This window comes from Flavobacterium sp. B114r (assembly GCF_056824125.1).
On record NZ_CP124858.1, the window covers coordinates 1,756,036 to 1,781,800 of the forward strand.

The window sequence follows — 25,765 nt, forward strand, 5'->3', positions numbered from 1 at the left end:
AAGGTTGCAACACAAACTGAAGTCCAAAACTGTACGGAAACATCATGGTAAATATAGCAGGTATATGAGAGGAAAGTTGTCGTTCTTACCTGGGGAGGTCTTATAGACATAGGGGGAGTTTTTTTTTAAGAAAAGCACTTATGGATAACAATTGCTATAAGAAGTCAGCAGAGGTCATAGTAGGTACTGTAAATGAGTACCGAAGGACTGAACTTAATTAAGTGAGTAGTAAATGAATGTTACCTATGAAGGCACGAATGCAGAAAATATCAAGTAATTTGATAACTACCTTGGAAAGGATAGGACGGAATCCGACAGCTACCAGGGAGTGCAGACCTTTATTGGGATAACTGAAAACAACCTCACGGAAGTACTTTAGGTTAGGTATCTATCTTAAAATGTATCGTAAATTAAGAACCGCCTTGGTACGGATCCGTATGCCGGGTGGTGTGGAAGGTCGCCTAGGGAATTAATCCCTAGGCTCCTATCCGATTTTATGGCTCTTATGAAAAGCGCTTTAATTTGATTCTTGTTTAATTCACATTAACCTCAAAAATTTCTGTATAAGTAATAGAGGTTTTTTCTTTGTCATTAAATTCATAATTAACAACTGCTTATATCGTGTTAATTCCACTTTTGATTAATACTTCTTTTACATCGATACCTATCTGAGATGTTTTTTTTAATGTTCGTTTAACTTTTGTGTTATCGGCATCTGTATTTTCAATTTTAAAATTACGTTTAGCATAAGGTACATTGGCTACTAAATAGTGATATTTTACGGTGTCTCCAACTTTCAAATATTGCTTGACATCTTCTTTAAGTCGCCTTTGTTTATTATTTGATTTTGATACGTTTCTATATTAATGGATGTCCTTTAAAGTTTTCTACATTTCCTTTCTTAGTATCATGCGTTAATTACCTCATTTCTTTTACATAGATAGCTTATGTGTGTTTCAAATAAGTGAAACGCCTTTTTTAAGCAAACAAAAAGCTATGTTTCTATGTGTTAAAAACAATTATACCAAGCGTGTTATTATTATTTAAATTTCATTTAAGAAACTATGTATTTTCAATTACAAGATATTGAAGCCGCAAAATTGAATATTGATGATCCCGATCATTTAAGAATACATTCTCTTGAAACATTTGGTACTCATGACGGGCCAGGAATCAGGATGGTAGTATTTGTACAAGGATGTCAGTTTAGGTGTTTGTATTGTCAGAATCCAGATACACTAGATGTCAAAGGAGGTTCTTTGGTCGAAATAGAAGAATTGGTAAAAAGAGCTGTTCTTCAGAAAAGTTATTTTGGTAAAACCGGAGGAGTTACAGTTTCCGGCGGAGAACCTTTGCTTCAAAGAAACAAACTACTTCATTTTTTTAAATTACTGCAGGAACAAGGCATTAATACATGTCTGGACACCAACGGAAGACTAAATAATCATCAGGCACAGGAACTTTTTGATAATACAGATCTTTTATTGTTGGATGTAAAGCATATTAATGACGAGATACATCACAAATTAACCGGTTTAACCAATAAAAATACCTTAGAAGTTGCTGCCTATAGAGAATCTACCGGAAAACCAATGTGGTTAAGATATGTTTTAGTTCCCGGCTGGACAGATCAACCTGAATATCTGGAAGAATGGGGACAACATTTTATCCATTATAAAACTGTTGAACGTGTTGAAATTATTCCTTTTCATCAATTAGGATCACAAAAATGGGAATTACTAAATATGCCGTATTTACTAAAAGATACTGCACCGCCAACAGCAGAAAGTAAAACAGAAGCATTTACTATTTTTGGTAAATATTTTAAAAATGTAATCCGCAAATAAAGCATTGTGTTTTAAAATAATAATAGGAATGTTCAAAAATTTATCTTTTAATTATGCAGGGATAGTCTATTTTGTTTGGATAAAATCCTAAAATAAAATGTATTTTTGACGTTTTAGATCATCAATCTAAAATAGTTAATCTACAATCTAAAATTACAATGAACTGGGAACAACTTTTATCACTCAAACGCCAAGGCGATACGAGCAAGAGATTACGTGTCGAACAAGATGATACCCGACTGGGTTTTGAGGTAGATTATGACAGAATTATCTTTTCGGCAGCATTTCGATCACTACAGGATAAAACACAGGTTATTCCGCTTTCTAAAACAGATTTTGTACATACAAGACTTACCCATAGTTTAGAAGTTTCGGTTGTTGGACGTTCGTTAGGACGTTTGGTTGGAAAAAAAATAATAGAAAAATATCCGCATCTAAAAGAAGTTCACGGTTATCATATGAATGATTTTGGGGCCATTGTTGCTGCGGCTTCTTTGGCACACGATATTGGAAATCCGCCTTTTGGACATTCTGGCGAAAAGGCAATTGGAGAATATTTCTCAATAGGAAACGGACTAAAATACAAGGATCAGTTAACGGCCAAAGAATGGCAGGATTTAATTGATTTTGAAGGAAACGCAAACGGTTTTTCGGTTCTTACAGCAAGTCGTCCAGGAATCGAAGGAGGGCTTCGAATTTCATACGCCACTTTAGGTGCTTTTATGAAATATCCTAAAGAGAGTTTGCCTAAAAAGCCAACAAATGCAATTGCAGATAAAAAATACGGTTTCTTTCAGACTGATAAGGCATTTTTTGGCGAAGTAGCCAAAGATATGGGAATGATCACCAATAAATCAGGAGAGGATATTGGTTTTGAAAGACATCCTTTAGCTTATTTAGTAGAAGCTGCAGATGATATTTGCTACACAATTATCGACTTTGAAGACGGAATAAATCTAGGCTTGGTATCTGAAGATTATGCTTTAGAATATTTAATCAAATTAGTAAAAGACAATATTGGTGTTGCGAAATACAAAACTTTAACAACAAAAGAAGACAGAATCAGTTATTTGCGTGCTCTGGCAATAGGAACTCTGATCAATGATGCTGTAAATGTATTTATTGAGAACGAAGAAGCCATTCTTGCCGGAAAATTCCCTTTTGCCTTAACAGATAAAAGTAAATACAAAGCTCAGATGAATGATATTATCAATTTAAGCGTAGATAAAATCTATCAAAGCCGCGAGGTTATCGAGAAAGAAATTGTGGGTTATCAAATCATCCAGACTTTATTGGATAAATTTATAACTGCTTTTAATAATAAATACGAAGGAACAGCTTCAAATTACGATAAACTGATTTTGAAAATGTTGCCGGAAAAACATCAGTTAGACAAAGATAATTTATACGAACGTTTATTGCATATCTGCCATTATGTTTCATTACTAACAGATGGAAATGCACTAGAATTATTCGAAACAATAAACGGACGAAAAAAGAATTAAAACGACTTTGTTTGATCTAAAAAAAATAACACATAAAAACGATGTTTCTATGTGTTATTTTTTTGTTTAGTATAGAGTGCTATTTTTATTATTGAAAAGCATATACAAGACCAACACCGAGAACTTGTCTTAGCTGTGCTCTTGGTCCGTTATTTACCTGAGAAGTAGATCCCGTTGTTGGATCAATAACATCTTTTTTAGTTTTGATATCGTCATCATAAACCAAATGAATACCAATGTTTGCTTTTACATAGGCATTAACTACAAGATCTAAACGAGTATCATAATCAATATCGACATTCCCGAATTTGTTAAGATAATCAGTGTATAAACTCAGTCTGTTCTCATAAAAAATGTTTTTATAAATTTCATTTTTCATATATCCGGTCAATAAAATACCAAATTCAGCTTTTATTTTCTGTCCGTTTTCAATTAAAATCTGGCTGTTAGGATCCATCGGATCAGGAGCGTAAATGGCTTTTTTAACACCAAAAGATCCCTGATTAGCTAAGTCCTGATCTAATACCAAAGTAGTCTTTAAAGTAATAGGAGAGAAATAAAATACTCTGTTCTTCTTTTTATTTGAGTTTTCTGCCCCTGCTCCTAAAAATACATACGCTGGTGCAAAAGGTTTCGAAATCGCAATGTCTCTGTTAGGGTAGTTGTACCCATTTGTAAATTGCGTATTGAAGTTGAATTTAGCCGAATAATACCAATTTGAAGCTGTGTCTTTTCTGAATCCATAAGTAGAATTCAGCATAAGAGCGTCATCTGTTTTTCTAAGTTCAGTACCGTCCTGTTTATTCAAACCATATTTCACAATAAGTTCATTCACCCATTTGTGATTTCCTATTACATAAGTTCTGTTAAATTCACCTTTGAATAAACCGGAAATCGAACTTGTTCCCCCTGCACTCCAATTCACAAAGGCAATTTCTGAAATGTCAAATCCCAATTGATTTTTTTTAGTCCAATTAGAAGGCGGTGGAGGTGTTTCATTAGGAGCTAAAGTCGTTTGTATGATTTGAGCAAAGTTATGTGAGGTACACAAAAGCAATAAAAGCAAAAGGGTAGAACGCAATAATTTCATTATGATTTCAGTTTTTTTTGGTAGTGCAAAATAATTATTTTGTGCCGTTAGAAAAAAGATTTATCAAACTTTTAACGTCTATTTTGCATAATTGTTGTAATTGGTTTACAGTACCATGTTCAATAAACGTATCAGGAATGCCCAAAATGGTCACTTTATTCTTAAAATTATGCGAGGCTGCAAACTCCAGAATCGCACTTCCAAACCCACCATTTACTGTGCCGTCTTCGATCGTAATTATGTTCTCAAAACTAGAAAAAATAGTTGTTAATACGTTGGTATCTATGGGTTTTATGAATGGAAAGTCATAGTGCGCAATTGTTTCAGAATTGTTACATTCGCTAAGTGCTAAAGTCACGTTATTTCCAATGGTTCCAGTAGATAAAACAGCCGTTTTAGTTCCGGATTTTAGTTGGCTAGCCTGTCCTATAATAATTTTTTGATAATGTCCGAAATTTTCTACTTCCCAATTTGGTAAAACTCCCCGACCTCTTGGATATCGAATTGCGATGGGATGATTTAAGCCCAATTGAGCGGTGTATAAAATGTTTTGTAACGCAATTTCGTTAATTGGTGCGTAGATAATCATATTGGGAATCGCTCGTAAATAAGCAATATCAAAAACACCGTGGTGTGTTGCGCCATCTTCACCAACCAAACCAGCTCTGTCTAAACAAAAAATAACCGGCAAATTTTGTAGTGCCACATCATGAATCACCTGATCGTAGGCGCGTTGCAGGAAAGTCGAATAAATAGTACAATACACAATCATACCTTGCGTCGCCATTCCGGCAGCAAGCGTTACAGCGTGTTGCTCTGCAATCCCAACATCAAAAGCACGTTCCGGAATTTCGTCCATCATAAACTTTAGAGAACTACCCGATGGCATAGCCGGAGTAATTCCTATAATTTTTTTGTTCTTTCTGGCCAGATCTAAAATAGTCAAACCAAAAACATCCTGATATTTAGGAGGAAGATTGGCCTCAGATTTTAAATGAATTTCCCCGGTCGAAGCATCGAATTTTCCTGGAGCATGGTATTTTACCTGATTTTCTTCAGCTTGTTGAAGGCCTTTTCCTTTTGTGGTTACAATATGAAGAAATTTAGGGCCTTTTATCTTTTTTAAACGGTTTAATTCTTTGATTAAAGTTGGAAGATCATGACCGTCAATAGGTCCTGAATAGTCAAAATTCAGAGACTTAATCATGTTATTCTGTCTCGGGTTTTTTCCTTGTTTTACAGCAGTAAGATATTTTTTAAGTGCACCAACACTTGGGTCAATTCCAATAGCATTATCATTTAAGATCACCAATAAGTTAGCATCAGTAACACCGGCATGATTCAAACCTTCAAATGCCATTCCTGATGCAATAGAAGCATCGCCAATAACTGCAATATGCTGCTTGTCGAAATCACCTTTTAATTGAGATGCAATTGCCATTCCCAGTGCTGCCGAAATAGAAGTAGAAGAATGCCCAACGCCAAAAGTATCGTAAATACTTTCGCTTCTTTTAGGAAAACCAGAAATACCATCAATTTGTCTGTTGGTATGAAAAATTTCTCTTCTTTCAGTCAAAATTTTATGTCCGTACGCCTGATGTCCAACATCCCAAACCAATAAATCTTCAGGAGTGTTAAAAACATAATGCAACGCGATTGTCAATTCGATTACACCTAAACTGGAGCCTAAATGTCCTTCTTTTACAGAAACGACATCGATAATAAAATCACGTAATTCCTGAGCTACCTCAGGAAGTTGCGCTTCAGAAAGTAAGCGTAAATCAGCGGGATTGTGTATGTCTGAAAGTAAATTGCTTTTCATTGTAAGGTAAAAAGCAAATTTACGGTTTTAAATTTAATTTGTACGTAGGGTTCAATTAGTACTATTTTAATTTTTAACTGTAATCGGTAAAACATAAGTTGATCGAACGACTTTATTTTTTAGTTTTCCGGGAATCCAGTTTGGAGCTTTTCTCAAAACTCTAATAGCTTCTTCTCCTATTTTTATTGGGGTATTTTTGGGGATATTAAAATTACTCAAACTGCCATCTTCTTCGACTACAAATAAGATATTTAATTTTTCCTGAAATTTTTCTGGTTTGTTTGGAGCAATATAATTTTTGCTAAAAAAATCATAGAATTTTTTCATTCCATTTTCTGGAACTGGTAAAACATCTAAATCAGTTGAATTGTATATAATATTATACTTAAAACTTCCTGTTTCAATAGCATTAGCAGGAAGCAAAACGCCTATTGTAATCCCACTTCTATTTTTTTTTGTTTTTTCTTTTTTAGATTCGATCTCATGTCCATAACATGAAGAATGAGCCTCGCTTTCATCCTGATTTTGCTTGGTATTGTCAATAATTTCGATTTTATCAATCTTATTTTTGTTCCCATCTTTATCCGCACAGCTAAATAAAGTAGTTCCCATAGCAATAAATAAAGCCAGTAAAAATATTTTATGATACTTCGTTTGTGTATATAAAACCTGACTTGGTATTTGAATAATTATAGTTTCTAATTGTTCATTTTTAAATCTTCCGCAGATTTTCTTATTTTGATTTTGAATAAAAAAATGCTGAATTTCATTTGGCAATATTGAAGTAAAGTCCACAACAGTTTTAGAACAACTTAAACAAAAACGACCATTATCTTTTGGCTCCATTTTATTCCAGTCTTCTTGACAAGGTTCGGGAATCGATATTTTAAAATTTCTTTCCATATTTGAATATCAGCATTTAAATATAATAAAAAATAAGTATGAAATAAATCATTTTTTTGAGGCAATTGCTTTTTTAAATTGCCCCAAAGTTGTAGTTGATGTTTTATTTCAAAAATCCCTATTTTTGCAACTATGATAAATCCCTTCACCGACGAATATTTTATGAAAAAGGCTTTGCAGGAAGCTGAGGTAGCTTTTGAGAAAGGCGAAATTCCTGTTGGAGCCATTATTGTTGTGGCAGACAGAGTAATTGCAAGCAGTCATAATTTAACTGAATTACTCAATGATGTTACGGCGCATGCTGAAATGCAATCCATAACAGCAGCAGCTAATTTTCTAGGCGGGAAATATCTTAAAGATTGTACACTTTACGTTACGCTCGAACCTTGTCAAATGTGTGCCGGTGCTTTGTACTGGAGTCAGATTTCGAAAATTGTTTTTGGAGCCCGGGACGAACAACGTGGTTTTATAACCATGGGTACTAAACTACATCCTAAAACTACCGTAGTTGCTGGAATTATGGCGAATGAAGCTGCTGATTTAATGAAACGTTTCTTTTTAGAAAGACGAAAATAACATTATGAAATCTAATAAACTCCTTATTTTCTCTTTAAGAATTTAAATAATTATCTTCGGAGAATTTTCCTCTTAAATTATTTAGAAAAATAATCTATATTTACTACAATATAATTGACAGTACAGCAGTTATGCATTTGATTCGAAAAATTTAAAATGTTCTGTCAATTTTAAATTTGTAACCTTATAATTCTAAATAAAAGTGAAAGCAAAAGGATTAGTTCTCGTGTTTTGTGTGTTCTTTATTTTTCAATCTTGCGGTAGAAAATCAGCTGCTGATTTTAATTCCGATTTTTCACTATTTAAAGAGTATATCGTCAGTTTTACGGGAGGAATCGTCTCGTCGGAATCTGATATTCGGGTAGTTTTAGCCTTTGATAAAAAAGACTGGAAAGTCAATCAGGTTTTAGACAGTGATTTGTTAGATATTTCACCAAGTGTCGACGGAAAAGTAGTAGCACTTTCCACCAACACACTTGCCTTTATTCCTGAAAAAAAATTAAAACCCGGAACAGAATATCAGGTTACTTTAAACTTAGATAAACTAACCGCAATTCCGAAAGAAAAAGAGGCGGCACTTTCGAAATTCAACTTCACGGTAAAAACAATCAAACAGGATTTTACGATAAATACGGCAGATCTTCAGTCGTATAGCAAACAATATCAGTATTTAAACTGTGTCTTAAAAACAGCAGATAATATTGATCTTGAAACTGCTGTAAAGCTAGTTTCGGCCAATCAAAAAGGAAATAATCTAAAGATTAAATTTGAAAAAAAATCAGGTTCTGCTAAAGAATTCCATTTTGTAATTGATAGTATTCAGCGTTATGATGAGGCTACAAATCTTGAGATTAAATATGACGGAAGTGATTTTGATATTGACAAGAAAGGACAATTAGATTACGCGATTACAAGTATAAATGAATTTAAAATCGTAAAAGTTGATATTCCGGAAGGAAGCAATCAATCCCTTTTAATCAATTTTTCGGAACCATTAGAAAAAGCACAGGATTTTAAAGGATTGGTCTCAATTCAGAACACTAATAATTTAAAATTTTCGACACAAGGAAACGTGCTGAAAGTTTATTTTAGTAATGAAGCTGCAGCCAAAAAAGAAGTTCCCGCTCCGGTTGCGGTACAAGAGCCGGCATATGTTACTGTCGATTCTGCCTCAGTAGCGGTCGATTCTGCAGCAGTTGCAGTAGACACTGTTTCTGAAGTTGTGGAGGTTGTTCCTGATGAGCAGCCCGAAACGGTTATAACAGGAGAATTATTATTAGAAGTTTTTGAGGGAATCGAAAGCCAGTATGGTAAAAAAATGGACTCGAATTATACCGAGAAAATAACTTTTGGACAAATAAAACCAAGTGTTCGTTTTATTAAAAACGGAACAATTCTGCCAAGTTCAAATAATTTAAAGTTAAATTTTGAAGCTGTAAATTTAAGTGCAGTTGATGTAAAAGTATATAAGATTTATAAAAACAATATTCTTCAATTTCTTCAGTATAACCAATTAAACGGAAGTCAGAATCTTAAAAAAGTAGCGCAGCCAATTGCAAAAACAACACTAAAATTAAATGAAAACGGATTAATAAACCCAAGTAGATGGAATACGTTTGCCTTAGATTTATCTAAAATAATTACACCGGAACCGGGAGCAATTTATAGAGTAGAATTTGTTTATAAAAAGAAATATTCTCTATATAAATGTGAAACCTCTGAGCCAGACCAAAATGATGAAGACGAAGATGAAGTTGATGAAAATGATGTAAACTACAGTGGCAACTCCTACGATGATTATGACTATGATTATGAGAGTTATGACTGGAGAGAAAGTGAAGATCCTTGTACAGGCTCGTATTATTACAACGCCAAAATAGGAACTAATATTTTAGCAACTGATTTGGGGGTTATTGCCAAAAGAGGAGAAAATAAATCATACTTATTTGCCGTAAATAATATAGTAACAACAGAGCCAGTATCAAATGCAAGAGTTGATTTGTATACCTATCAGCAGCAAAAAATAGCTACTGCTGCAACAAGCAGTGAAGGGATTGCTTCATTTCAATTAGATAAATTCGCTTATTTTGCCATCGTTACTTTAGGCGATCAATCGACCTATGTCAAACTGGACGACGGACTTTCTTTGTCTGTAAGTAATTTTGATGTTGCTGGAGAAACTTTGCAAAAAGGGCTAAAAGGATACATTTATGGAGAGCGTGGCGTTTGGCGTCCGGGAGATAATTTATATTTATCGTTTATCTTAAATGATGAGTCGAATAAACTGCCAAAATCACATCCAATAAAGTTTAGACTGAATGATCCAAATGGAAAAACTACCTATCAGACAATTCAGAAAACAAATGAATTAAACCATTATTCATTTGTAGTTCCTACCAGTGCAGAAGCGCCAACAGGAAATTGGGAAGCGATGATAAGCGTTGGTGGTGCTAAGTTCTATAAAAGCATTAAAATTGAGACAATTAAACCAAACCGATTAAAAATAAAGAATAATTTTTCAAGAAAAACACTTTCGTCCTCTTATCCAAATACTAGTAATCTTGAAGTTACGTGGCTTCATGGTGCAATTGCGAAAAATCTGAATGTAGAAATGCAGGCTAAATTTTCGCAGCAAACGACAACGTTTAAAGGATATGATAAATTTACTTTTGATGATTTGGTACGCAAATTTAGTACAGAGGAAATCAATGTTTTTTCAGGAAAATTAAACGAAAACGGAAAAGCTACAGTAAATATAGAGCCTAAATTGCAAGGTCAGGCGCCGGGAATGCTTCGTGCGTCATTCATTACAAAAGTATATGAAGAAGGAGGAGATTTTAGTACAGATGTTATCTCGACTACTTATTCTCCCTATAAAACATATGTAGGAGTAAAAGCACCTGAGCTTAACAAATACAATATGCTTGAAACAAGAGCAAATAATCGCTTTGAGGTGGTTACTGTTGATGAAAACGGAAGGCCAAAAGCAGTTCGAAATCTTGAAGTCAGAATTTATAAGGTAGACTGGAGATGGTGGTGGGATTCTTCAAGCGATAATTTATCTAATTATAACTCATCGAACTCAACAACAGCTTATAAAACGACCATAATTGATACAGATTCTAACGGAAAAGGAAGTTTTCAATTTACTTTGACAGATGAAGAATGGGGACGTTATATGATTCGGGTTTCAGATCAGGACAACGGACATGCAACTGCATTGACAGTAAATATTGACTGGCCAATTTGGTCCGGAAAAACACGTAACAGAGATGCTTCAACAGCAAATATGTTGGTATTCTCAACAGATAAAAAGAATTATGCAGTGGGCGAAAAAGCCCAAATCTCTTTTCCTTCAAGCGAAGGCGGACGTGCTTTAATTTCGATCGAAAACGGATCAAGAGTAGTGCATACACTTTGGGCAAAAACAAAACAAGGAGAAACCAAAGTCGAGATTCCAATTACGGCGGCAATGGCTCCAAATGTGTATTTTAATATTACACTTTTACAACCGCATGCTTCGACCAAAAACGATTCGCCTATTCGTATGTACGGAATTGTTCCAATAGAAGTTGTCGACAAAAATACCATTTTGGCTCCAACACTTTCAATGCCGGATGTATTAAAACCAGAGCAGACGTTTACAGTAAAAGTGGGAGAGAAAACAGACAAAGAAATGACTTATACTATTGCTGTTGTAGATGAAGGTTTACTGGATTTAACTCGTTTTAAAACGCCAAATGCATGGGATAGTTTTTATGTTCGTGAAGCTTTAGGCGTGAAAACCTGGGATATTTATGATGATGTTATTGGAGCATATGGCGGAAAAATAAATCAGATTTTCAGTATTGGTGGAGATCAGGATTTAGGCGGAGGAAAAGCCAAAAAAGCCAACCGGTTCAAACCTGTTGTATTGTATTATGGTCCATTTAAATTAGAAAAAGGGCAAACCAAATCACATGAACTGAAATTACCTAAATATATTGGCTCTGTTCGAACAATGGTGGTTGCCGGTGATGCAAATACAAGTGCTTATGGAAGTGTAGAGAAAGCAACTCCTGTTCGCAGTCCTTTAATGGTATTGGCTTCATTGCCAAGAAAAATTTCACCATCGGAGAAAGTAACAATTCCTGTTACAGTTTTTGCAACCGAAAGTAAAATTAAAAATGTTTCCATTCAGATAAAAACAAGTGCCGGACTAAAAGTAATGGGAAGTGCAGTTCAAAGATTGACTTTTGCACAACCTGACGAAAAAATGGCATATTTTAACTTAGTGGTGGGGGCTGCAACAGGAATTGCGAAAGTTCAGGTTATTGCGACTTCAGGAAGCGAAAAATCAGTTTATGATGTCGAGATTGATATGACAAATCCTAATCCGGTTACAAGCACTTATACTGATGTGATTTTGCCGCCAAACAGTACAAAAACTATTGCATGGCAAACCTTTGGTGTATCCGGAAGTAATAAAGCGAGACTAGAAGTTTCATCAATGCCAACTATTAATCTGAACGGGAGATTGCAATTTCTTATTCAGTATCCGCATGGATGTGTAGAGCAAACAACCTCGTCTGTTTTTCCACAATTGTTTTTAAATGATGTAGTCGATTTAGACGCAACCAGAAAAGGACTAATCCAAAAGAATATTACTGCAGGAATTGCCAGATTGGGAAGTTTTCAGTTATCAAACGGAGGATTGCTTTACTGGCAGGGCAATACAATTGCAGACGATTGGGGAACTTCATACGCCGGACATTTCCTGATAGAAGCAGAGAAAAAGGGATATGTTTTACCAATAAACTTTAAATCAAAATGGATTTCGTATCAACAAAAAGAGGCGAAACAATGGCGTTTTGAACCAAAGTATGGTAATGATATGGCGCAGGCTTACAGGTTATATACATTAGCCTTAGCCGGAAATGCCGATTTATCATCAATGAACAGATTGCGTGAAATAAAAGGTATTTCGAACGAAAGTAAGCTTCGTTTGGCTGCAACTTATGTTTTAGCCGGTCAAAAGGCGGCGGGACAAAATCTGTTATTGCGTACAAGTGTTGATAATGAATCAAGTGATTACAATTATTACTATTACGGTTCAAGCGAAAGAAACAGAGCAATGGCTTTAGAAACGATGTTGCTTTTAGACCAAAAACAAAAAGCATTTACTATGGCCTCAAAATTAGCCAAAGAAATGTCTAATAATCAATGGATGAGCACGCAAACAACAGCTTATTGTTTGTATGCGATGTCGAAATTTGCAGCAAGTAATGGTCCTAAAGGAATCAATATTCAGTTTAGCAAAAGCGGTAAAAGCGAAACTATAAATACACAAAAAACAATTGCCGACAGAAGTTTAGTAGTTCAAACAGGATCTAATAGCATTACACTCAAAAACAATAAAAACAATACGATTTATGTTCGTGTTTTAAACACGGGAATATTGCCAATTGGACAAGAAAATGTAGTTCAGAGTGATGTTGCTGCTGCTATTGTTTTCAAAAATAGAAAAGGCAGTGTAATCAACGTTTCTAAAATTAATCAGGGAACCGAATTTATTGCTGAGGTAACGGTTAAAAACCAAAGAAATGAAAGCATTGAAAATGTAGCTTTAACCCAAATTCTGCCTTCAGGATTCGAAATTGTAAATACTCGTTTTACTGATTATGGTGATGCAACAAATAATATTGCCGATTATATAGATATTCGTGACGACAGAACTAATTTCTATTTTGGAATGAAATCCAGAGAAACAAAAGTATTCCGCATTTTGCTGAATGCATCTTACTTAGGGAATTATTACTTACCTGGATTACAATGTGAAGCCATGTATGATAATACATTCCTTGCCAGAACAAAAGGATTCTGGGTTGAGGTGGTGAAATAAAATTCACATAGGATTACGTATCCTAACAGGTTTTTAAAACCTGTTAGGTATTTATATGAATTCTAAGAATAAAAATAAAGTTAAAAAAAAAAGATACCTAATAGGTTTTAAAAACCTGTTAGGATAATAAAAAGTTAAAGAAATAATTTAAAAGTTCATTGAAGGTGAAGAAGGATATTTTTGAAGCGGGACAATATTATCATATTTATAACAGAGGAAATAACAAAGAGAATATTTTTATTGAAGAAAAGAACTATAATTATTTTCTGGAAAAAGTAAAGAAATACATTTTACCCATCGCAGATATTTATGCGTATTGCTTGCTTAAGAATCATTTTCATATCGTGTTAAGGATAAAAGATAAAGTGGACATTTCTGAAAAATTAAAAGAGAAAATTCATCTGCCATTTTCGAATTTGTTTAATGCCTATTCAAAAAGTATTAATGAAGCTTACAATAGAACCGGAAGTTTATTTCAGGAGCATTTACAAAGAAACAGAATAGAAGATGAAAATTATTTAAGGCAATTAATTGTATATGTTCATTTAAATCCTGTTAAACATAAATTTACGGAACATTTTGCAAGTTATTTACATTCATCATATCGTTCTTATTTGTCTGAAAGAAGGACGAGTATTGATAGAGATTTTATTTTGAATTTATTTGGAGGATTAGAAAATTTTGAATTCTGTCATGATGAAAGGAGAATTATGTACGAAGGATTAATGAATGATATTTATTTAATGGACGAATAGAAAATCCTTAAGGTTATTTATTCTAGCAGGTTTCCAAAACCTGTTAAGTATGTTATAGAAAAGGATATTTTTTTTGGGGATTGAAAATAGATGCCTAACAGATTTTGGAAACCTGTTAGGATATGAAAATGATAATATTATTTTGAAAAATAAATTAATAGCGTTCTCACAACGCATTATAAATTGGATTAAAAAAAATAGGATAAAATCAGTAATTGCATTTTTGCTCTTGCTGATTTATTATTTCTCATTACCCCGAACTTTATTTCAGGAGCCTTATTCTACGGTAATCGAGAGTAAAGAAGGCGAATTATTAGGAGCTAAAATAGCAAGAGACGGACAATGGCGTTTTCCTGCCCAAGACAGCGTTCCCGATAAATTCAAGAAATGTATTGTTTATTTTGAAGACGAATACTTTTATAAACATCTGGGGTTTAATCCTGTGGCGGTGGTAAATGCTATCAAGCAAAACCGAAAAGCCGGAAAAGTAGTCAGAGGAGGAAGTACATTAACGCAGCAAGTTATCCGATTGTCCCGAAAAGGTAAAGGAAGAACTTATTTTGAAAAATTTATCGAAATTATTCTCGCAACACGATTAGAATTAGGATATTCTAAAAATGAAATTCTTGAGTTGTATGCTGCTCATGCGCCCTTTGGAGGAAATGTTGTTGGACTTGAAATGGCTGCATGGCGTTATTTTGGTGTGCAATCCAATCAATTGTCCTGGGCAGAAAATGCAACTTTGGCCGTTTTGCCAAATGCTCCAAGTTTAATTTATCCGGGTAAAAATCAGATTAAGTTATTAGACAAACGAAACCGACTTTTACTAAAACTACATAAGGAAGGAATAATTGATAAACAAACGTACGAATTGGCTGTTGAAGAACCATTACCTCAAAAACCGTATGATCTTCCGCAAATTGCACCACATTTATTGCAAAGAGTTGCAAAAGGAGAAGAAGGAACACGTGTAAAAACAACTATTGATTATTCATTACAGAATAGAGTAAATCAAATTGCAAAATATTACTACAATCAATACAAGCAAAATGAAGTCAATAATTTAGCAATTTTGGTGATCGATGTTTCAAATAGAAGCGTCATGAGTTATGTGGGAAATGCCCCAACAGATAAAGACCACCAAAAAGATGTTGATATTATTGATGCGCCACGTAGTACCGGAAGTATCCTGAAACCTCTTTTATATGCTGCGATGTTAGACGATGGCGAGTTGTTGCCCAATACTTTGGTAGCAGATATTCCAACGCAGATTGCAGGATATACACCTCAAAATTTTAATCTGACTTTTGATGGTGCTGTGCCTGCGCATCGTGCTTTGTCACGATCATTGAATATTCCGGCTGTTTTGATGCTGCAGGATTTTGGCGTGAATAAATTCTATGAAGAATTACAGAAATTCAAATTAAGAGATATCAATAAAACGCCTGATCATTATGGATTATCTCTTATTTTAGGTGGTGCCGAAAGTAATTTATGGGATTTGTGCAGAACGTATGCAAGTTTGTCTTCAACGGTTAATTATTATACTAAAAATCAAGCAAAATACAGAACCAAAGAATTTACAGAGCTCAATTACAGAAATGATTTTGAGCCTGATTTTGGATCAGAAACAGACCAGAAGAATATAATAGGCGCCGGATCAATTTGGTTGACATATAATGCAATGGAAGAAGTGAACCGACCTGAAGGAGATGAAGCCTGGAAGTTTTATGACAGTTCCCTGAAAATTGCCTGGAAAACAGGAACCAGTTTCGGGAACAGAGATGCCTGGGCAATTGGAACAAATTCGAAATATGTAGTGGGAATTTGGGTGGGAAATGCAACAGGCGAGGGAAGGCCAACCTTGACCGGTGTAACTAGTGCAGCGCCTGTTTTATTTGATATTTTTAATTTATTGCCAAGACAAAGATGGTTCGAAACACCTTATAAAGATTTAGATGAAGTAGAGGTTTGTCGCCTGAGTGGTTATCTGGTAAAAGAGGAATGTCCTAAAATCAAGCAATGGGTTCCCAAAAAAGGAAAATCTACAGCAGTTTGTCCATATCATAAAACAGTTCATTTAGACAAAACAGAGAAATTTCAGGTTAACAGCAGTTGTGAAAGTATCGATAATATAGTAACTAAAAATTGGTTTGTTTTACCGCCCGTTATGGCTTGGTATTACAAAAGCCAGCATATTGAGTATTTGCCTTTGCCTCCTTTTAAAGAAGATTGTCAGGGAACACAAACGACAACGATGGATTTTATTTACCCAAAGTCGAATAGCAAAATTTATTTAACGAAGAATTTTAATAGCGAAGTTCAGCCTGTAATTCTTAAAGTAGCCTATTCAGAGAGGGATAAAGAATTATTTTGGTATGTTGATAATGTTTACAAAGCAACAACAAAAACGTTTCACGAACTGCCAATTACACCAACATCAGGAATACATCATATTACGGTGGTGGATGCTTTTGGTAATGAAATAAGAAGAAAAATAGAAATTGTTAGAGAATAGATTTTATTACATGACTCTGATTTGCGTGTATGCTTTTTGATTTCTTGAAAATCTGAAAGTAGTCCCAAAAGTAAAGCCTTTGATTACCGGAATCTTATCGTTATTAAATGGCTGTGAATAACCAAAGCCTAAATCTATAATATTTAGCAGCGTTACTCCGGCCAGGGCATAGGCATGTTTGTCTGAAAGGCCGCTCTTGACAAATAGAATCTCCCTGTTATAGGATAAATGGAAATCAGGTAAGCCATAGTAAGTATGGTTATAAGAAGTTACTCCGAATCCTACTCCTAAAAACAATTTATTTTTGTTTTCACAATCTAAACAAAATTCAAGCCCGCCGGTAAATTGACTTTTTACGGCAATTTTATAATCTACAAATAGAATTGGCCATTCTGGAATTTTAAAACCAGGACTGTCTCCATTTTGCTTGTAAGTGAAATCTCTGGATTCAATAAGATTGCCATCTTCGCTAAACCATTTAGCATTTCCTATTAAGTGCTCTCCTTCGGGATCTTTTGAATATCCTTCAAATTGTAGTGTGTTGTCTTTTAGGTAATAATCCTTAATTATATAAAGAGAACGGTATTTTTTACTTTGCAGCCAGCAGCCGGGTTTGTCTTTGTTTTGCAGTGGTTTAATTCGATAATAAAGCGCAGTTTCTTTGTTGGTTTTTTTCCAATTCTGATCAAAGAAAATAGTGTCATTCTGAGCAGATATTTTTGATGAGATTAAAAGTATAGTGATAAGCAGAAAATTAATAGTGATATTTCTGCGTAGGTTATTGATTTTATTTGTTTGCATTTTGTGTCTTTTAGCTTTAAGAAAATATTAGGCAAGGTACTTTTAAAGTTGTATTGTAATGACCATTATAAGTTTTCTTTGTAATGTTAAAAGCCATAAGGCGTATAAATGAAAAACTTTAAGGCATAAAAAAACCGCCAATCTTTCGAGAGGCGGTTTCTGTTTTTATTCTGAAATAACATTTCCTTTTTTATCATAGAAATGATATTCTAAGTACGTGTAAGCGTCACGAGGTATGATTTTCACCCATTTCTTATGTTCAAAAAACCATTTTGAACGTAATGATGGAAAACCTTGACTGAGGTATGCAGCCACAAACGGATGTACATTAAGCACAACATTTTTGTGGGTTTTTAAAATTCTGTCCAGATCAGATTTGATTCTGTCAATGATTAAAATTGGCGCTTCAATTTCGCCATGTTCATTGTTAGGATCTTCTTCTCTGGTCTTAATATTAACTTCTGGTCTTACGCGTTGTCTGGTAATCTGAACTAAGCCAAATTTACTAGGCGGTAAGATTTTATGCTTTGCTTTATCGTCGCTCATTTCTTCTCGCAAGAAGTCGAACAGAACCTTCCTGTTTTCAGGATTAGACATATCGATAAAATCTACTACAATTATTCCGCCCATATCACGCAAACGAAGTTGTCTGGCAATTTCAGCGGCAGCAATCATATTTACTTCCATGGCGGTATCTTCTTGATTCGTCGCCTTATTCGAACGATTCCCGCTGTTTACGTCTATAACGTGAAGAGCTTCAGTGTGTTCGATGATAAGATAAGCGCCTTTGCTCATAGAAACCGTTCTTCCAAATGAAGTTTTGATTTGTCTCTCTATATTGTATTTCTCGAAAATTGGAGTGTCATTTGATTGATAAAACTTAACAATCGATTGTTTTGAAGGTGCAATTTCTTGCAGATATTCCTTCGTTTGATGGTACAACTCTTCGTCATCTATCTGAATACCACTAAAGGTATCATTGAATACATCTCTTAATATCGAAGAAGCCCTGTTGAGCTCTCCTAATACTTTTGATGGATGATGAGCAGTTGGTAATTTTTTACACATTGCAGTCCATCTGCCAAGCAGGTTCTGCAAATCTTTTTCTAATTCGGCTACGTTTTTGCCTTCGGCTACTGTGCGAACAATAACACCAAATCCTTTTGGTTTGATAGATAATACAAGTTTTTTTAGACGATCCTTTTCCTTTTTGTCTTCTATCTTTTGTGAAATAGAAACGCGGTCAGAAAACGGAACGAGAACAATAAATCTTCCTGCCAATGAAAGCTCAGCGCTTATTCTTGGACCTTTGGTAGATATAGGTTCTTTTACAACTTGGACTAAAACAGATTGATTGGCACTTAAAATATCAGTAATGATGCCATCTTTGTCAATCTCTTTTTCAAACTGAAAGGTTTTTAGGGAGAAATCTTTTATTTTACCTGCGCTTACAAGTTTTATGAATTTCAGTTGAGAAGCTAAGTTAGGTCCTAAATCATGATAATGTAAAAAGGCATCTTTTTCGAAGCCTACATTTACAAAAGCAGCATTAAGTCCGGCAACGGGTTTTCGTATTTTGGCAATAAAAATATCACCAACCTGAAAGTTGCTTTTCTCTTCTTCCTTGTGTAATTCAATTAGTTTTCCATCTTTTAATAAGGCAAAATCTACGGCTTCAGAACTAGATCTAATGATTAATTCTTTATTCACACTGTAAATTTTTATCCGTGAATTGGTTGTCGGTTGTTTGTTGATAGTTGTTGGTAAAATAACCAAAAACCAAAAACCAAAAACCATCAACTTCTACAAGGATGGATTAAACAATATTTTTTTAACAGGTATTGAACCCGGGGAAAAGAAGATTAATAGAGAATAGAGTAAAGAACATAGATTTTTACGTCTATATTCTATAATTCTTTTCTCTTTCATCTTTTTTTTCAATTTCAATGAACGTTTAAAAAGAAAAAAGTAGTTTAAAACTACTTTTTCTTTTTGTGACGGTTAGCTCTCGCTCTTTTCTTTCTTTTGTGCGTAGCTACCTTATGTCTCTTTCTTTTTTTACCACTTGGCATATCGTGTCGATTTTATGATTAATTAATAGTATTATTTTGCTTCGTTATTCGTTTTTACTCCTTCTACAAAAACTTTTGCAGGTTTGAATGCAGGAATGTTGTGTGCTGGAATTTTGATAGTGGTGTTTTTAGAAATGTTTCTACCTGTTTTTTCAGCTCTTGTTTTTACAATAAAACTTCCAAAACCTCTTAGGTAAACATTGTCTCCAGTTTCTAATGAAGTTTTAACTTCTTCCATAAAAGTTTCTACTGTTGCTTGAACATCTCCTTTTTCAAGACCTAGTTTCTCTGAAATTTTCGCTACGATATCTGCTTTCGTCATTTTCTTTCCTATTTTATTTTATAAATGGTGTACTATTTTTTTGAGTTTGCAAATATAGGAATTAAAAAAATAATTAATCAAGCTAATTCGTTAAATTTTAATTACATAAACATTTACTTTTGTATTCTAAGTATTTTGCAATGAATTTTTCTAACATATTGATAAAATGGTATTTACAAAACAAACGTGATTTGCCATGGCGAAAAACCACCAATCCGTACCATATTTGGCTATCAGAAATTATGTTGCAGCAGACAAGAGTTGCGCAGGGAACGCCCTATTTTTTCGCTTTTACCGAGGAATTTCCTACCGTATTTGATTTGGCAAATGCCTCTGAAGAGCAGGTTTTGAAACTCTGGCAGGGATTAGGCTATTATTCACGCGCCAGAAATTTGCATAAAACAGCGCAATATGTCGCAAATGATCTCAAAGGAGTTTTTCCTGATGCTTATAAAGAGTTATTGAAATTAAAAGGTGTTGGCGAATACACGGCAGCAGCAATAGCTTCTTTCTCTTATAATGAAGCCGTTCCTGTAGTTGATGGGAATGTGTTTAGAGTACTTTCCCGTTATTTTGATGTTGAATCTGATATTTCTCTGCCAGCCACTAAAAAAGAGTTTACAGAGTTAGCACACGAATTAATGCCAAAAGATAATCCTGCGATTTTTAATCAGGCAATTATGGAGTTTGGCGCTTTGCAATGTGTTCCTAAAAGTCCGGATTGCCCGGTTTGTGTTTTTAATGATAGTTGTGCGGCACTTCAAAAAAAGAAAGTTGCTGTTTTGCCGGTAAAGTCGAAAAAATTAAAAGTCACAAATCGTTTCTTTAATTATTTAATTTTAGAAGATGTTTTAGGAAATACTTCAATTCAAAAAAGAACAGCAAAAGGAATTTGGCATAACCTGTATGAGTTTCCTCTTTTAGAAACGACAGAAATTGTTGGCTTTGATGTTGTTTCAAAAGCAGTTCAAAATGATGTTTTTCCGTCCTATAGTATATTAAGTATAGAGGAGTGTATAGAAACAACTGTTATTCATAAACTTTCGCACCAGCATCTTCATATTCAGTTTTGGAAAGTCAAGATTGCAGAAGTAATAGAAAGCGGATTGAATACCAGTGAATTGAAAACTTTTCCCTTTCCAATTGTAATTTATAATTTTATTGAAAAGAAATTTGAATTAGAAGTTTAAGTATTATCGTTGATAAGCATACAGGAAAAGTTTGATAGAAATTCCAATGAAAATCCCGGCGATTGCCATTTCACAAGCCGAAGTAGCAGCTTTGGGTTCTGAGTTTTTCTTTTTGGCATAAATAAGAAACCCTAGTATTGGTAAACAAAGCGAAAATATCTTTAAAATAAAATGCAGATCTTTATTTGAGGTTTGACTGTATCCTGATTTGTTTTCAAACATAGGAGTGGTTTTAAAAGCGAGATTAATGAGTAAGTAATTTATTACGAAAGTATATTGTTTTTATGGTTTTACAATCAATTTGTATATTTTTAATACAGTGACTTTAAATTCAGTTACGGAAAGATAAGATCCGATAAATAATTTAAAATAGATTGAATACCAGTGATTTAAAAAATTTTTGTTTTCCAATTGTAATTTGTAATTTTATTGAAAAGCAAGAAATAAATTGCTAAAAAAATGTATCTTTGGGATAAATACCACGAATAAATTATGAACGGAACATTAAATAAGGTTATGCTAATTGGTCATTTAGGAGATGATGTAAAAATGCATTATTTTGATGGAGGAAATTGCATTGGACGTTTTCAATTAGCTACAAATGAGGTTTATATTAATAAAACTACCAACGAAAAAATAACTTCGACGGAGTGGCATAATTTAGTTGTACGTAATAAAGCAGCTGAAATTTGCGAAAAATATCTTTCTAAAGGAGATAAAATATATGTCGAAGGACGCATAAAATCGCGCCAATGGCAAGCCGAAGATGGTACTACAAAATATACAACAGAAATTCAGGTAACTGAGTTTACTTTCTTGACTACCAAAAAAGAAACTGGAAATCAGAAGCCAAACCACGATTCAGAACCAGTAAAAAATACTAACTTTGATGCGACGAGTGAAGGCCTGCCTATAAACGACCTGCCTTTTTGATTGTTTAACTAATCTTTTTTAATTTGGACCCGGAGCCCAGTTTATTTTTTAATACCACTTTAGACATCAATTTAATAATTGGTTTTGTCGGAATATTTGTTTTGCTGTTTTTATCAGCAATTGTATCAGGTGCTGAAATAGCGCTTTTTTCTTTGTCTCAAAAAGATATCGACGAGACTGTACAGGAAAGCCAGACTAAAGGAAAAATTATTTCTAATCTTTTAGACAAACCCAAAAAACTTCTGGCAACCCTGCTTGTAGCCAATAATTTCTTTAACATTGGAGTCGTTATTTTATTCTCTTTTGTAGGACAGAATGTTTTTGCAAATGTTAGTTCTCCTGCGTTAAAATTTATTCTTGAGATTGTTGTAGTTACTTTTTTTATTTTATTGTTTGGAGAAGTCTTGCCTAAAGTTTACGCAAGTAGAAATAATATAAAATTCGCAAAACAAATTGCATATCCAATTGCTATTTTAGACAAATTACTCTCGCCAATAAGTTTACCAATGCGCAGTGTTACGCTATATTTGCATAATAAATTAGGAAAGCAAAAGAATAGTTTTTCGATCAATCAGCTTTCTCAGGCGCTGGAATTAACAGATTCTGAAGGAACATCAAGCGAAGAACAAAAAATACTGGAAGGAATTGTTTCGTTTGGAAACACAGATACCAAGCAGGTAATGAGTCCCAGGATTGATATTTTTGCATTAGAAGTATCTGAGTCATTTAGTGCCATTTGCCCTAAAATAATTGAGAAAGGATTTTCGAGAATTCCGGTTTACCGAGATAATATCGACCAGATCGAAGGCATTTTATTTGTAAAGGATTTATTGCCTCATATAGATAAGGAAGAGTTTGAGTGGACCTCTTTAGTAAGAGAAGCTTTTTTTGTTCCTGAAAATAAGAAACTCGATAATTTATTAAAGGATTTTCAAAGCCTTAAAAGCCATTTGGCGATTGTGGTCGACGAATATGGAGGAACTTCAGGATTAGTATCTCTGGAAGATGTTATAGAAGAAATAGTAGGAGATATTAGTGATGAGTTTGATGATGAAAATTTGAATTTCTCGCAGATAGATGAAAAGAATTTTCTGTTTGAAGGAAAAATAAACATGAAAGATTTTTATAGAATCGTTGATGTTAATGAAGACGTTTTTGAATCGCGTAAAGGAGAAGCCGAAACATTGGCAGGATTTATTCTTGAAATTTTGGGTAATTTTCCTAAAAAAGATCAAAAAGTAGCTTTCGAAAACTGTGTTTTTACAATAGAAACAGTTGATAAAAAGCGTGTAAAACAAATAAAAGTAACAATAGATTAGAATGTTTAAAAAGACGATTTCAATAGCAACAATTTTACTGGCATTGACTGTTTTAAGTTGTAAAGATGATGTCGTGCCCAAGCCGGCGGGTTATCTTCGTTTAGATTATCCTGAAGCAAAATACGTTGGTTTTGAAAATAATTGTCCGTTTTCTTTTGAGATGAATGAAGCAGCTATAATTAAAGGAGAAAAAGATTGTGGATTTGCAATTACATATCCTAAAATGAAGGCCACTATTTACCTGACATACAAACCAGTAAATGGTGATATCAATAAATTGCTTAAAGATGCCCAAAAATTAACGTATGAACATGTTATTAAGGCAGATGATATATTAGAACAACCGTATTTAAACCCTCAAAAAAAGGTTTATGGTATGTTTTATCAAGTTGACGGGAATGCGGCTACAAACTCTCAGTTTTACGTTACAGATAGTACAAAGCATTTTATAACAGGATCAGTTTATTTTTATGCCAAGCCTAATTTTGATTCTATTATGCCAGCGGCAAGTTATATAAAAAATGATATGCAAAGGCTAATGGAAACTTTGAAATGGAAGTAGAAAACTAAGACATAAAAAAGGGCGTTCAAAAATTTGATCGCCCTTTTTTATGTCTTAAAATTAAGAAAAATATCCAATGTCAATTTAAGAAAATAACCCAACAAAAATTCTAAATCACAATTGTTGTTGGGATTTGGAATTTAAAAATATTGGGATTTTTAAAAAAAAATATTAGATTTTTTTTAAGATTTAGTATTCAAAACTTTGTATGTTTTTCCGTCTCCGGTTGCCTGAACCACTTTAGTTAATTTTTCTTGATTTTGAACCGTTTTGTCAAAAACAACAGTAGCCGTTTTTTTGTCAAAATCAACCGTAGCTTTTTCTACACCATCTAAATCAGCCAATTCTTTTTCGATAGTTTTTGCACATCCCATTGCACAAGTCATTCCTTCGATTTCAAAACTTGCAGTCTGAACATTTTCGGCAGCAATTGCTTTGTGTTCTTTTACCACTGTAGTTTCAGATTTTATATTTGCTAGGTTTTTGTCTTCTTCTTTTTTGCAGCTTACTAATACTAAACTTGCGATTGCGAAAGTGGCAACGATTTTTGTAAATTTCATTATATATGATTTTTAATTAGATAAAGTTGTGTTCTTTGCAAAATTAATAAAAAGGAGGAGGTCAGTTCATAAAATTATTACAAATTTGCATCAAAATCGTATTTATGGATGCAAAGCAATTAAAGTGGGCTTACTTACTTATTCTTTCTCTTATTTGGGGAAGTTCTTTTATTTTAATAAAGAGAGGTCTGGTTGGTTTGACAGCTGTTCAGGTGGGTTCGTTCCGAATTATTTTTGCTGCTTTGTTTTTATTAATTGTAGGCTTTAAGAGTCTAAAGAAAATTTCGCGCCGTCAATGGAAATTTGTTGCCATAACTTCTGTTTTTGGCACTTTTATGCCAGCTTTTCTTTTTGCTATTGCAGAAACTCAGGTTGATAGTTCGATTGTGGCGATTTTAAATTCGCTGACACCTTTGAATACACTCGTTTTAGGAATAATTATTTTTGGAATTCAGTTTCAAAAACGACAGGTTCTTGGGGTTTTTGTTGGTTTAGTAGGTTGTTTATTGTTGGTTTTTAGTGGCGCGTCAGCTCATTCGGGGCAAAACTACTATTATGTGATTCTCGTTGTCATTGCGACACTTTGTTATGCTATAAATGTCAATTTAATCAAGAAATACTTGTCTGATTTGAATTCGGTTAGTATTACAACAGGAAATTTTGCTGTTTTGCTTTTGCCTGCATTAATCATTTTAAGTACAACTGATATTTCGCAAAGAATAAATATAGATATCACGCAGCATTCGATTTATTTTGTAATGGTTCTGGGAGTTTTAGGAACCGGAATCGCGAATGTTTTGTTCTTTAAATTAATACAAATGTCGTCGCCGGTATTTGCAACATCGGTAACGTATTTGATTCCGATAGTGGCATTTTTCTGGGGATTATTAGATAATGAAATGCTAACGTCAATTCAGTTTTTTGGAGCATTTATTATTTTGATTGGGGTTTATTTGTCTGCGAAGAAATAAAAGCTTTGAATTGAATATCTTTGTTGTGAAAGAAGGTTCAGAGATGTAAGGGTTCAAAGGTTCAAAGGCTTTTGAAAATTAGAACTTAAAAATATTTCACAAAGTAACCACAATTATTGTATGCGTATTTTTTGTCAT

At 33.8% G+C, this 25,765-nt stretch carries 20 protein-coding genes; 11 read left to right on the top strand and 9 right to left on the bottom strand.

Going from position 1 to position 25,765, the window contains the following annotated elements:
* Positions 1–614: 614 nt before the first annotated feature.
* Positions 615–800, bottom strand: coding sequence for a hypothetical protein (locus QLQ94_RS07750; protein ID WP_271338146.1), 186 nt, complete (start codon positions 798–800; stop codon positions 615–617).
* A gap of 264 nt (positions 801–1,064) precedes the next feature.
* Here QLQ94_RS07750 and pflA point away from each other — a divergent pair, with 264 nt between their 5' ends.
* Both pflA and QLQ94_RS07760 read left to right on the top strand, forming a co-directional pair.
* The gene (gene pflA, locus QLQ94_RS07755; RefSeq protein ID WP_482499459.1) at positions 1,065–1,847 is read left to right on the top strand and encodes a pyruvate formate-lyase-activating protein; all 783 of its coding nucleotides are present in this window, start codon (positions 1,065–1,067) and stop codon (positions 1,845–1,847) included.
* Positions 1,848–2,005: 158 nt separating this feature from the next.
* The gene (locus QLQ94_RS07760) at positions 2,006–3,352 is read left to right on the top strand and encodes a deoxyguanosinetriphosphate triphosphohydrolase (RefSeq protein ID WP_271338142.1); all 1,347 of its coding nucleotides are present in this window, start codon (positions 2,006–2,008) and stop codon (positions 3,350–3,352) included.
* 88 nt (positions 3,353–3,440) lie between these two features.
* Here QLQ94_RS07760 and QLQ94_RS07765 read toward each other — a convergent pair whose 3' ends face one another.
* The 3 genes from QLQ94_RS07765 to QLQ94_RS07775 form a co-directional block, all read right to left on the bottom strand.
* Positions 3,441–4,442, bottom strand: a complete 1,002-nt coding sequence (locus QLQ94_RS07765; protein WP_271338140.1) for a DUF3078 domain-containing protein — start codon at positions 4,440–4,442, stop codon at positions 3,441–3,443.
* A 34-nt stretch (positions 4,443–4,476) separates the two neighbouring features.
* Entirely contained in the window at positions 4,477–6,264 is a 1,788-nt protein-coding gene (locus tag QLQ94_RS07770; protein WP_271338138.1) for a 1-deoxy-D-xylulose-5-phosphate synthase, read from the bottom strand.
* Positions 6,265–6,330: 66 nt separating this feature from the next.
* Positions 6,331–7,167: an energy transducer TonB gene (locus tag QLQ94_RS07775; protein WP_271338137.1), complete on the bottom strand. Its 837-nt coding sequence runs from the start codon at positions 7,165–7,167 to the stop codon at positions 6,331–6,333.
* Positions 7,168–7,299: 132 nt separating this feature from the next.
* On the opposite strand from QLQ94_RS07775, the gene QLQ94_RS07780 reads away from it, so the two are divergent.
* The 4 genes from QLQ94_RS07780 to pbpC all read left to right on the top strand — a co-directional run bounded on the left by QLQ94_RS07780 (position 7,300) and on the right by pbpC (position 16,897).
* The gene (locus QLQ94_RS07780; RefSeq protein ID WP_271338136.1) at positions 7,300–7,743 is read left to right on the top strand and encodes a nucleoside deaminase; all 444 of its coding nucleotides are present in this window, start codon (positions 7,300–7,302) and stop codon (positions 7,741–7,743) included.
* A 202-nt stretch (positions 7,744–7,945) separates the two neighbouring features.
* The gene (locus tag QLQ94_RS07785) at positions 7,946–13,624 is read left to right on the top strand and encodes an alpha-2-macroglobulin family protein (RefSeq protein ID WP_482499462.1); all 5,679 of its coding nucleotides are present in this window, start codon (positions 7,946–7,948) and stop codon (positions 13,622–13,624) included.
* 164 nt (positions 13,625–13,788) lie between these two features.
* On the top strand, positions 13,789–14,379 hold the full coding sequence (locus QLQ94_RS07790) for a transposase (RefSeq protein WP_271338134.1): 591 nt from the start codon (positions 13,789–13,791) through the stop codon (positions 14,377–14,379).
* Positions 14,380–14,521: 142 nt separating this feature from the next.
* Positions 14,522–16,897: a penicillin-binding protein 1C gene (gene pbpC / locus QLQ94_RS07795; protein WP_482499464.1), complete on the top strand. Its 2,376-nt coding sequence runs from the start codon at positions 14,522–14,524 to the stop codon at positions 16,895–16,897.
* Between the two features lie 6 nt (positions 16,898–16,903).
* On the opposite strand, the gene QLQ94_RS07800 is transcribed toward pbpC, so the two are convergent.
* The 3 genes from QLQ94_RS07800 to QLQ94_RS07810 all read right to left on the bottom strand — a co-directional run bounded on the left by QLQ94_RS07800 (position 16,904) and on the right by QLQ94_RS07810 (position 20,092).
* Complete coding sequence (locus tag QLQ94_RS07800; RefSeq protein ID WP_271338133.1) at positions 16,904–17,698, bottom strand: hypothetical protein; 795 nt, start codon at positions 17,696–17,698, stop codon at positions 16,904–16,906.
* 165 nt (positions 17,699–17,863) lie between these two features.
* The gene (locus tag QLQ94_RS07805; protein WP_271338132.1) at positions 17,864–19,408 is read right to left on the bottom strand and encodes a ribonuclease E/G; all 1,545 of its coding nucleotides are present in this window, start codon (positions 19,406–19,408) and stop codon (positions 17,864–17,866) included.
* A 393-nt stretch (positions 19,409–19,801) separates the two neighbouring features.
* Positions 19,802–20,092: an HU family DNA-binding protein gene (locus tag QLQ94_RS07810; protein ID WP_007805026.1), complete on the bottom strand. Its 291-nt coding sequence runs from the start codon at positions 20,090–20,092 to the stop codon at positions 19,802–19,804.
* Positions 20,093–20,232: 140 nt separating this feature from the next.
* Here QLQ94_RS07810 and mutY point away from each other — a divergent pair, with 140 nt between their 5' ends.
* Positions 20,233–21,282 carry an A/G-specific adenine glycosylase gene (gene mutY, locus QLQ94_RS07815; protein WP_271338131.1) on the top strand — a complete coding sequence of 350 codons (1,050 nt, stop codon included), beginning with the start codon at positions 20,233–20,235 and terminating at the stop codon, positions 21,280–21,282.
* A gap of 3 nt (positions 21,283–21,285) precedes the next feature.
* On the opposite strand, the gene QLQ94_RS07820 is transcribed toward mutY, so the two are convergent.
* A complete protein-coding gene (locus QLQ94_RS07820) occupies positions 21,286–21,504 on the bottom strand; it encodes a hypothetical protein (RefSeq protein ID WP_271338130.1) in 219 nt (72 codons plus the stop codon).
* 270 nt (positions 21,505–21,774) lie between these two features.
* On the opposite strand from QLQ94_RS07820, the gene QLQ94_RS07825 reads away from it, so the two are divergent.
* The 3 genes from QLQ94_RS07825 to gldD are packed head-to-tail and all read left to right on the top strand — an operon-like array spanning position 21,775 to position 24,096.
* Positions 21,775–22,215, top strand: coding sequence for a single-stranded DNA-binding protein (locus tag QLQ94_RS07825; protein WP_271338129.1), 441 nt, complete (start codon positions 21,775–21,777; stop codon positions 22,213–22,215).
* Between the two features lie 23 nt (positions 22,216–22,238).
* Positions 22,239–23,534, top strand: coding sequence for a gliding motility-associated protein GldE (locus QLQ94_RS07830; protein ID WP_271338128.1), 1,296 nt, complete (start codon positions 22,239–22,241; stop codon positions 23,532–23,534).
* A gap of 1 nt (position 23,535) precedes the next feature.
* Positions 23,536–24,096, top strand: coding sequence for a gliding motility lipoprotein GldD (gene gldD / locus QLQ94_RS07835; RefSeq protein ID WP_427402415.1), 561 nt, complete (start codon positions 23,536–23,538; stop codon positions 24,094–24,096).
* A 182-nt stretch (positions 24,097–24,278) separates the two neighbouring features.
* On the opposite strand, the gene QLQ94_RS07840 is transcribed toward gldD, so the two are convergent.
* On the bottom strand, positions 24,279–24,656 hold the full coding sequence (locus QLQ94_RS07840) for a heavy-metal-associated domain-containing protein (RefSeq protein ID WP_271338124.1): 378 nt from the start codon (positions 24,654–24,656) through the stop codon (positions 24,279–24,281).
* Positions 24,657–24,760: 104 nt separating this feature from the next.
* On the opposite strand from QLQ94_RS07840, the gene QLQ94_RS07845 reads away from it, so the two are divergent.
* Positions 24,761–25,627: a DMT family transporter gene (locus QLQ94_RS07845; RefSeq protein WP_271338122.1), complete on the top strand. Its 867-nt coding sequence runs from the start codon at positions 24,761–24,763 to the stop codon at positions 25,625–25,627.
* Positions 25,628–25,765: the final 138 nt, after the last annotated feature.

Coding starts and splice junctions, on each gene's coding strand:
- QLQ94_RS07775 (WP_271338137.1), bottom strand. CDS start 7,167: ATGGAAAGAAATTTTAAAATATCGATTCCCGAACCTTGTCAAGAAGAC.
- QLQ94_RS07770 (WP_271338138.1), bottom strand. CDS start 6,264: ATGAAAAGCAATTTACTTTCAGACATACACAATCCCGCTGATTTACGC.
- QLQ94_RS07760 (WP_271338142.1), top strand. CDS start 2,006: ATGAACTGGGAACAACTTTTATCACTCAAACGCCAAGGCGATACGAGC.
- QLQ94_RS07800 (WP_271338133.1), bottom strand. CDS start 17,698: ATGCAAACAAATAAAATCAATAACCTACGCAGAAATATCACTATTAAT.
- pflA (WP_482499459.1), top strand. CDS start 1,065: ATGTATTTTCAATTACAAGATATTGAAGCCGCAAAATTGAATATTGAT.
- QLQ94_RS07810 (WP_007805026.1), bottom strand. CDS start 20,092: ATGACGAAAGCAGATATCGTAGCGAAAATTTCAGAGAAACTAGGTCTT.
- QLQ94_RS07840 (WP_271338124.1), bottom strand. CDS start 24,656: ATGAAATTTACAAAAATCGTTGCCACTTTCGCAATCGCAAGTTTAGTA.
- QLQ94_RS07845 (WP_271338122.1), top strand. CDS start 24,761: ATGGATGCAAAGCAATTAAAGTGGGCTTACTTACTTATTCTTTCTCTT.
- QLQ94_RS07780 (WP_271338136.1), top strand. CDS start 7,300: ATGATAAATCCCTTCACCGACGAATATTTTATGAAAAAGGCTTTGCAG.
- QLQ94_RS07825 (WP_271338129.1), top strand. CDS start 21,775: ATGAACGGAACATTAAATAAGGTTATGCTAATTGGTCATTTAGGAGAT.
- gldD (WP_427402415.1), top strand. CDS start 23,536: ATGTTTAAAAAGACGATTTCAATAGCAACAATTTTACTGGCATTGACT.
- QLQ94_RS07820 (WP_271338130.1), bottom strand. CDS start 21,504: ATGTTTGAAAACAAATCAGGATACAGTCAAACCTCAAATAAAGATCTG.
- QLQ94_RS07765 (WP_271338140.1), bottom strand. CDS start 4,442: ATGAAATTATTGCGTTCTACCCTTTTGCTTTTATTGCTTTTGTGTACC.
- mutY (WP_271338131.1), top strand. CDS start 20,233: ATGAATTTTTCTAACATATTGATAAAATGGTATTTACAAAACAAACGT.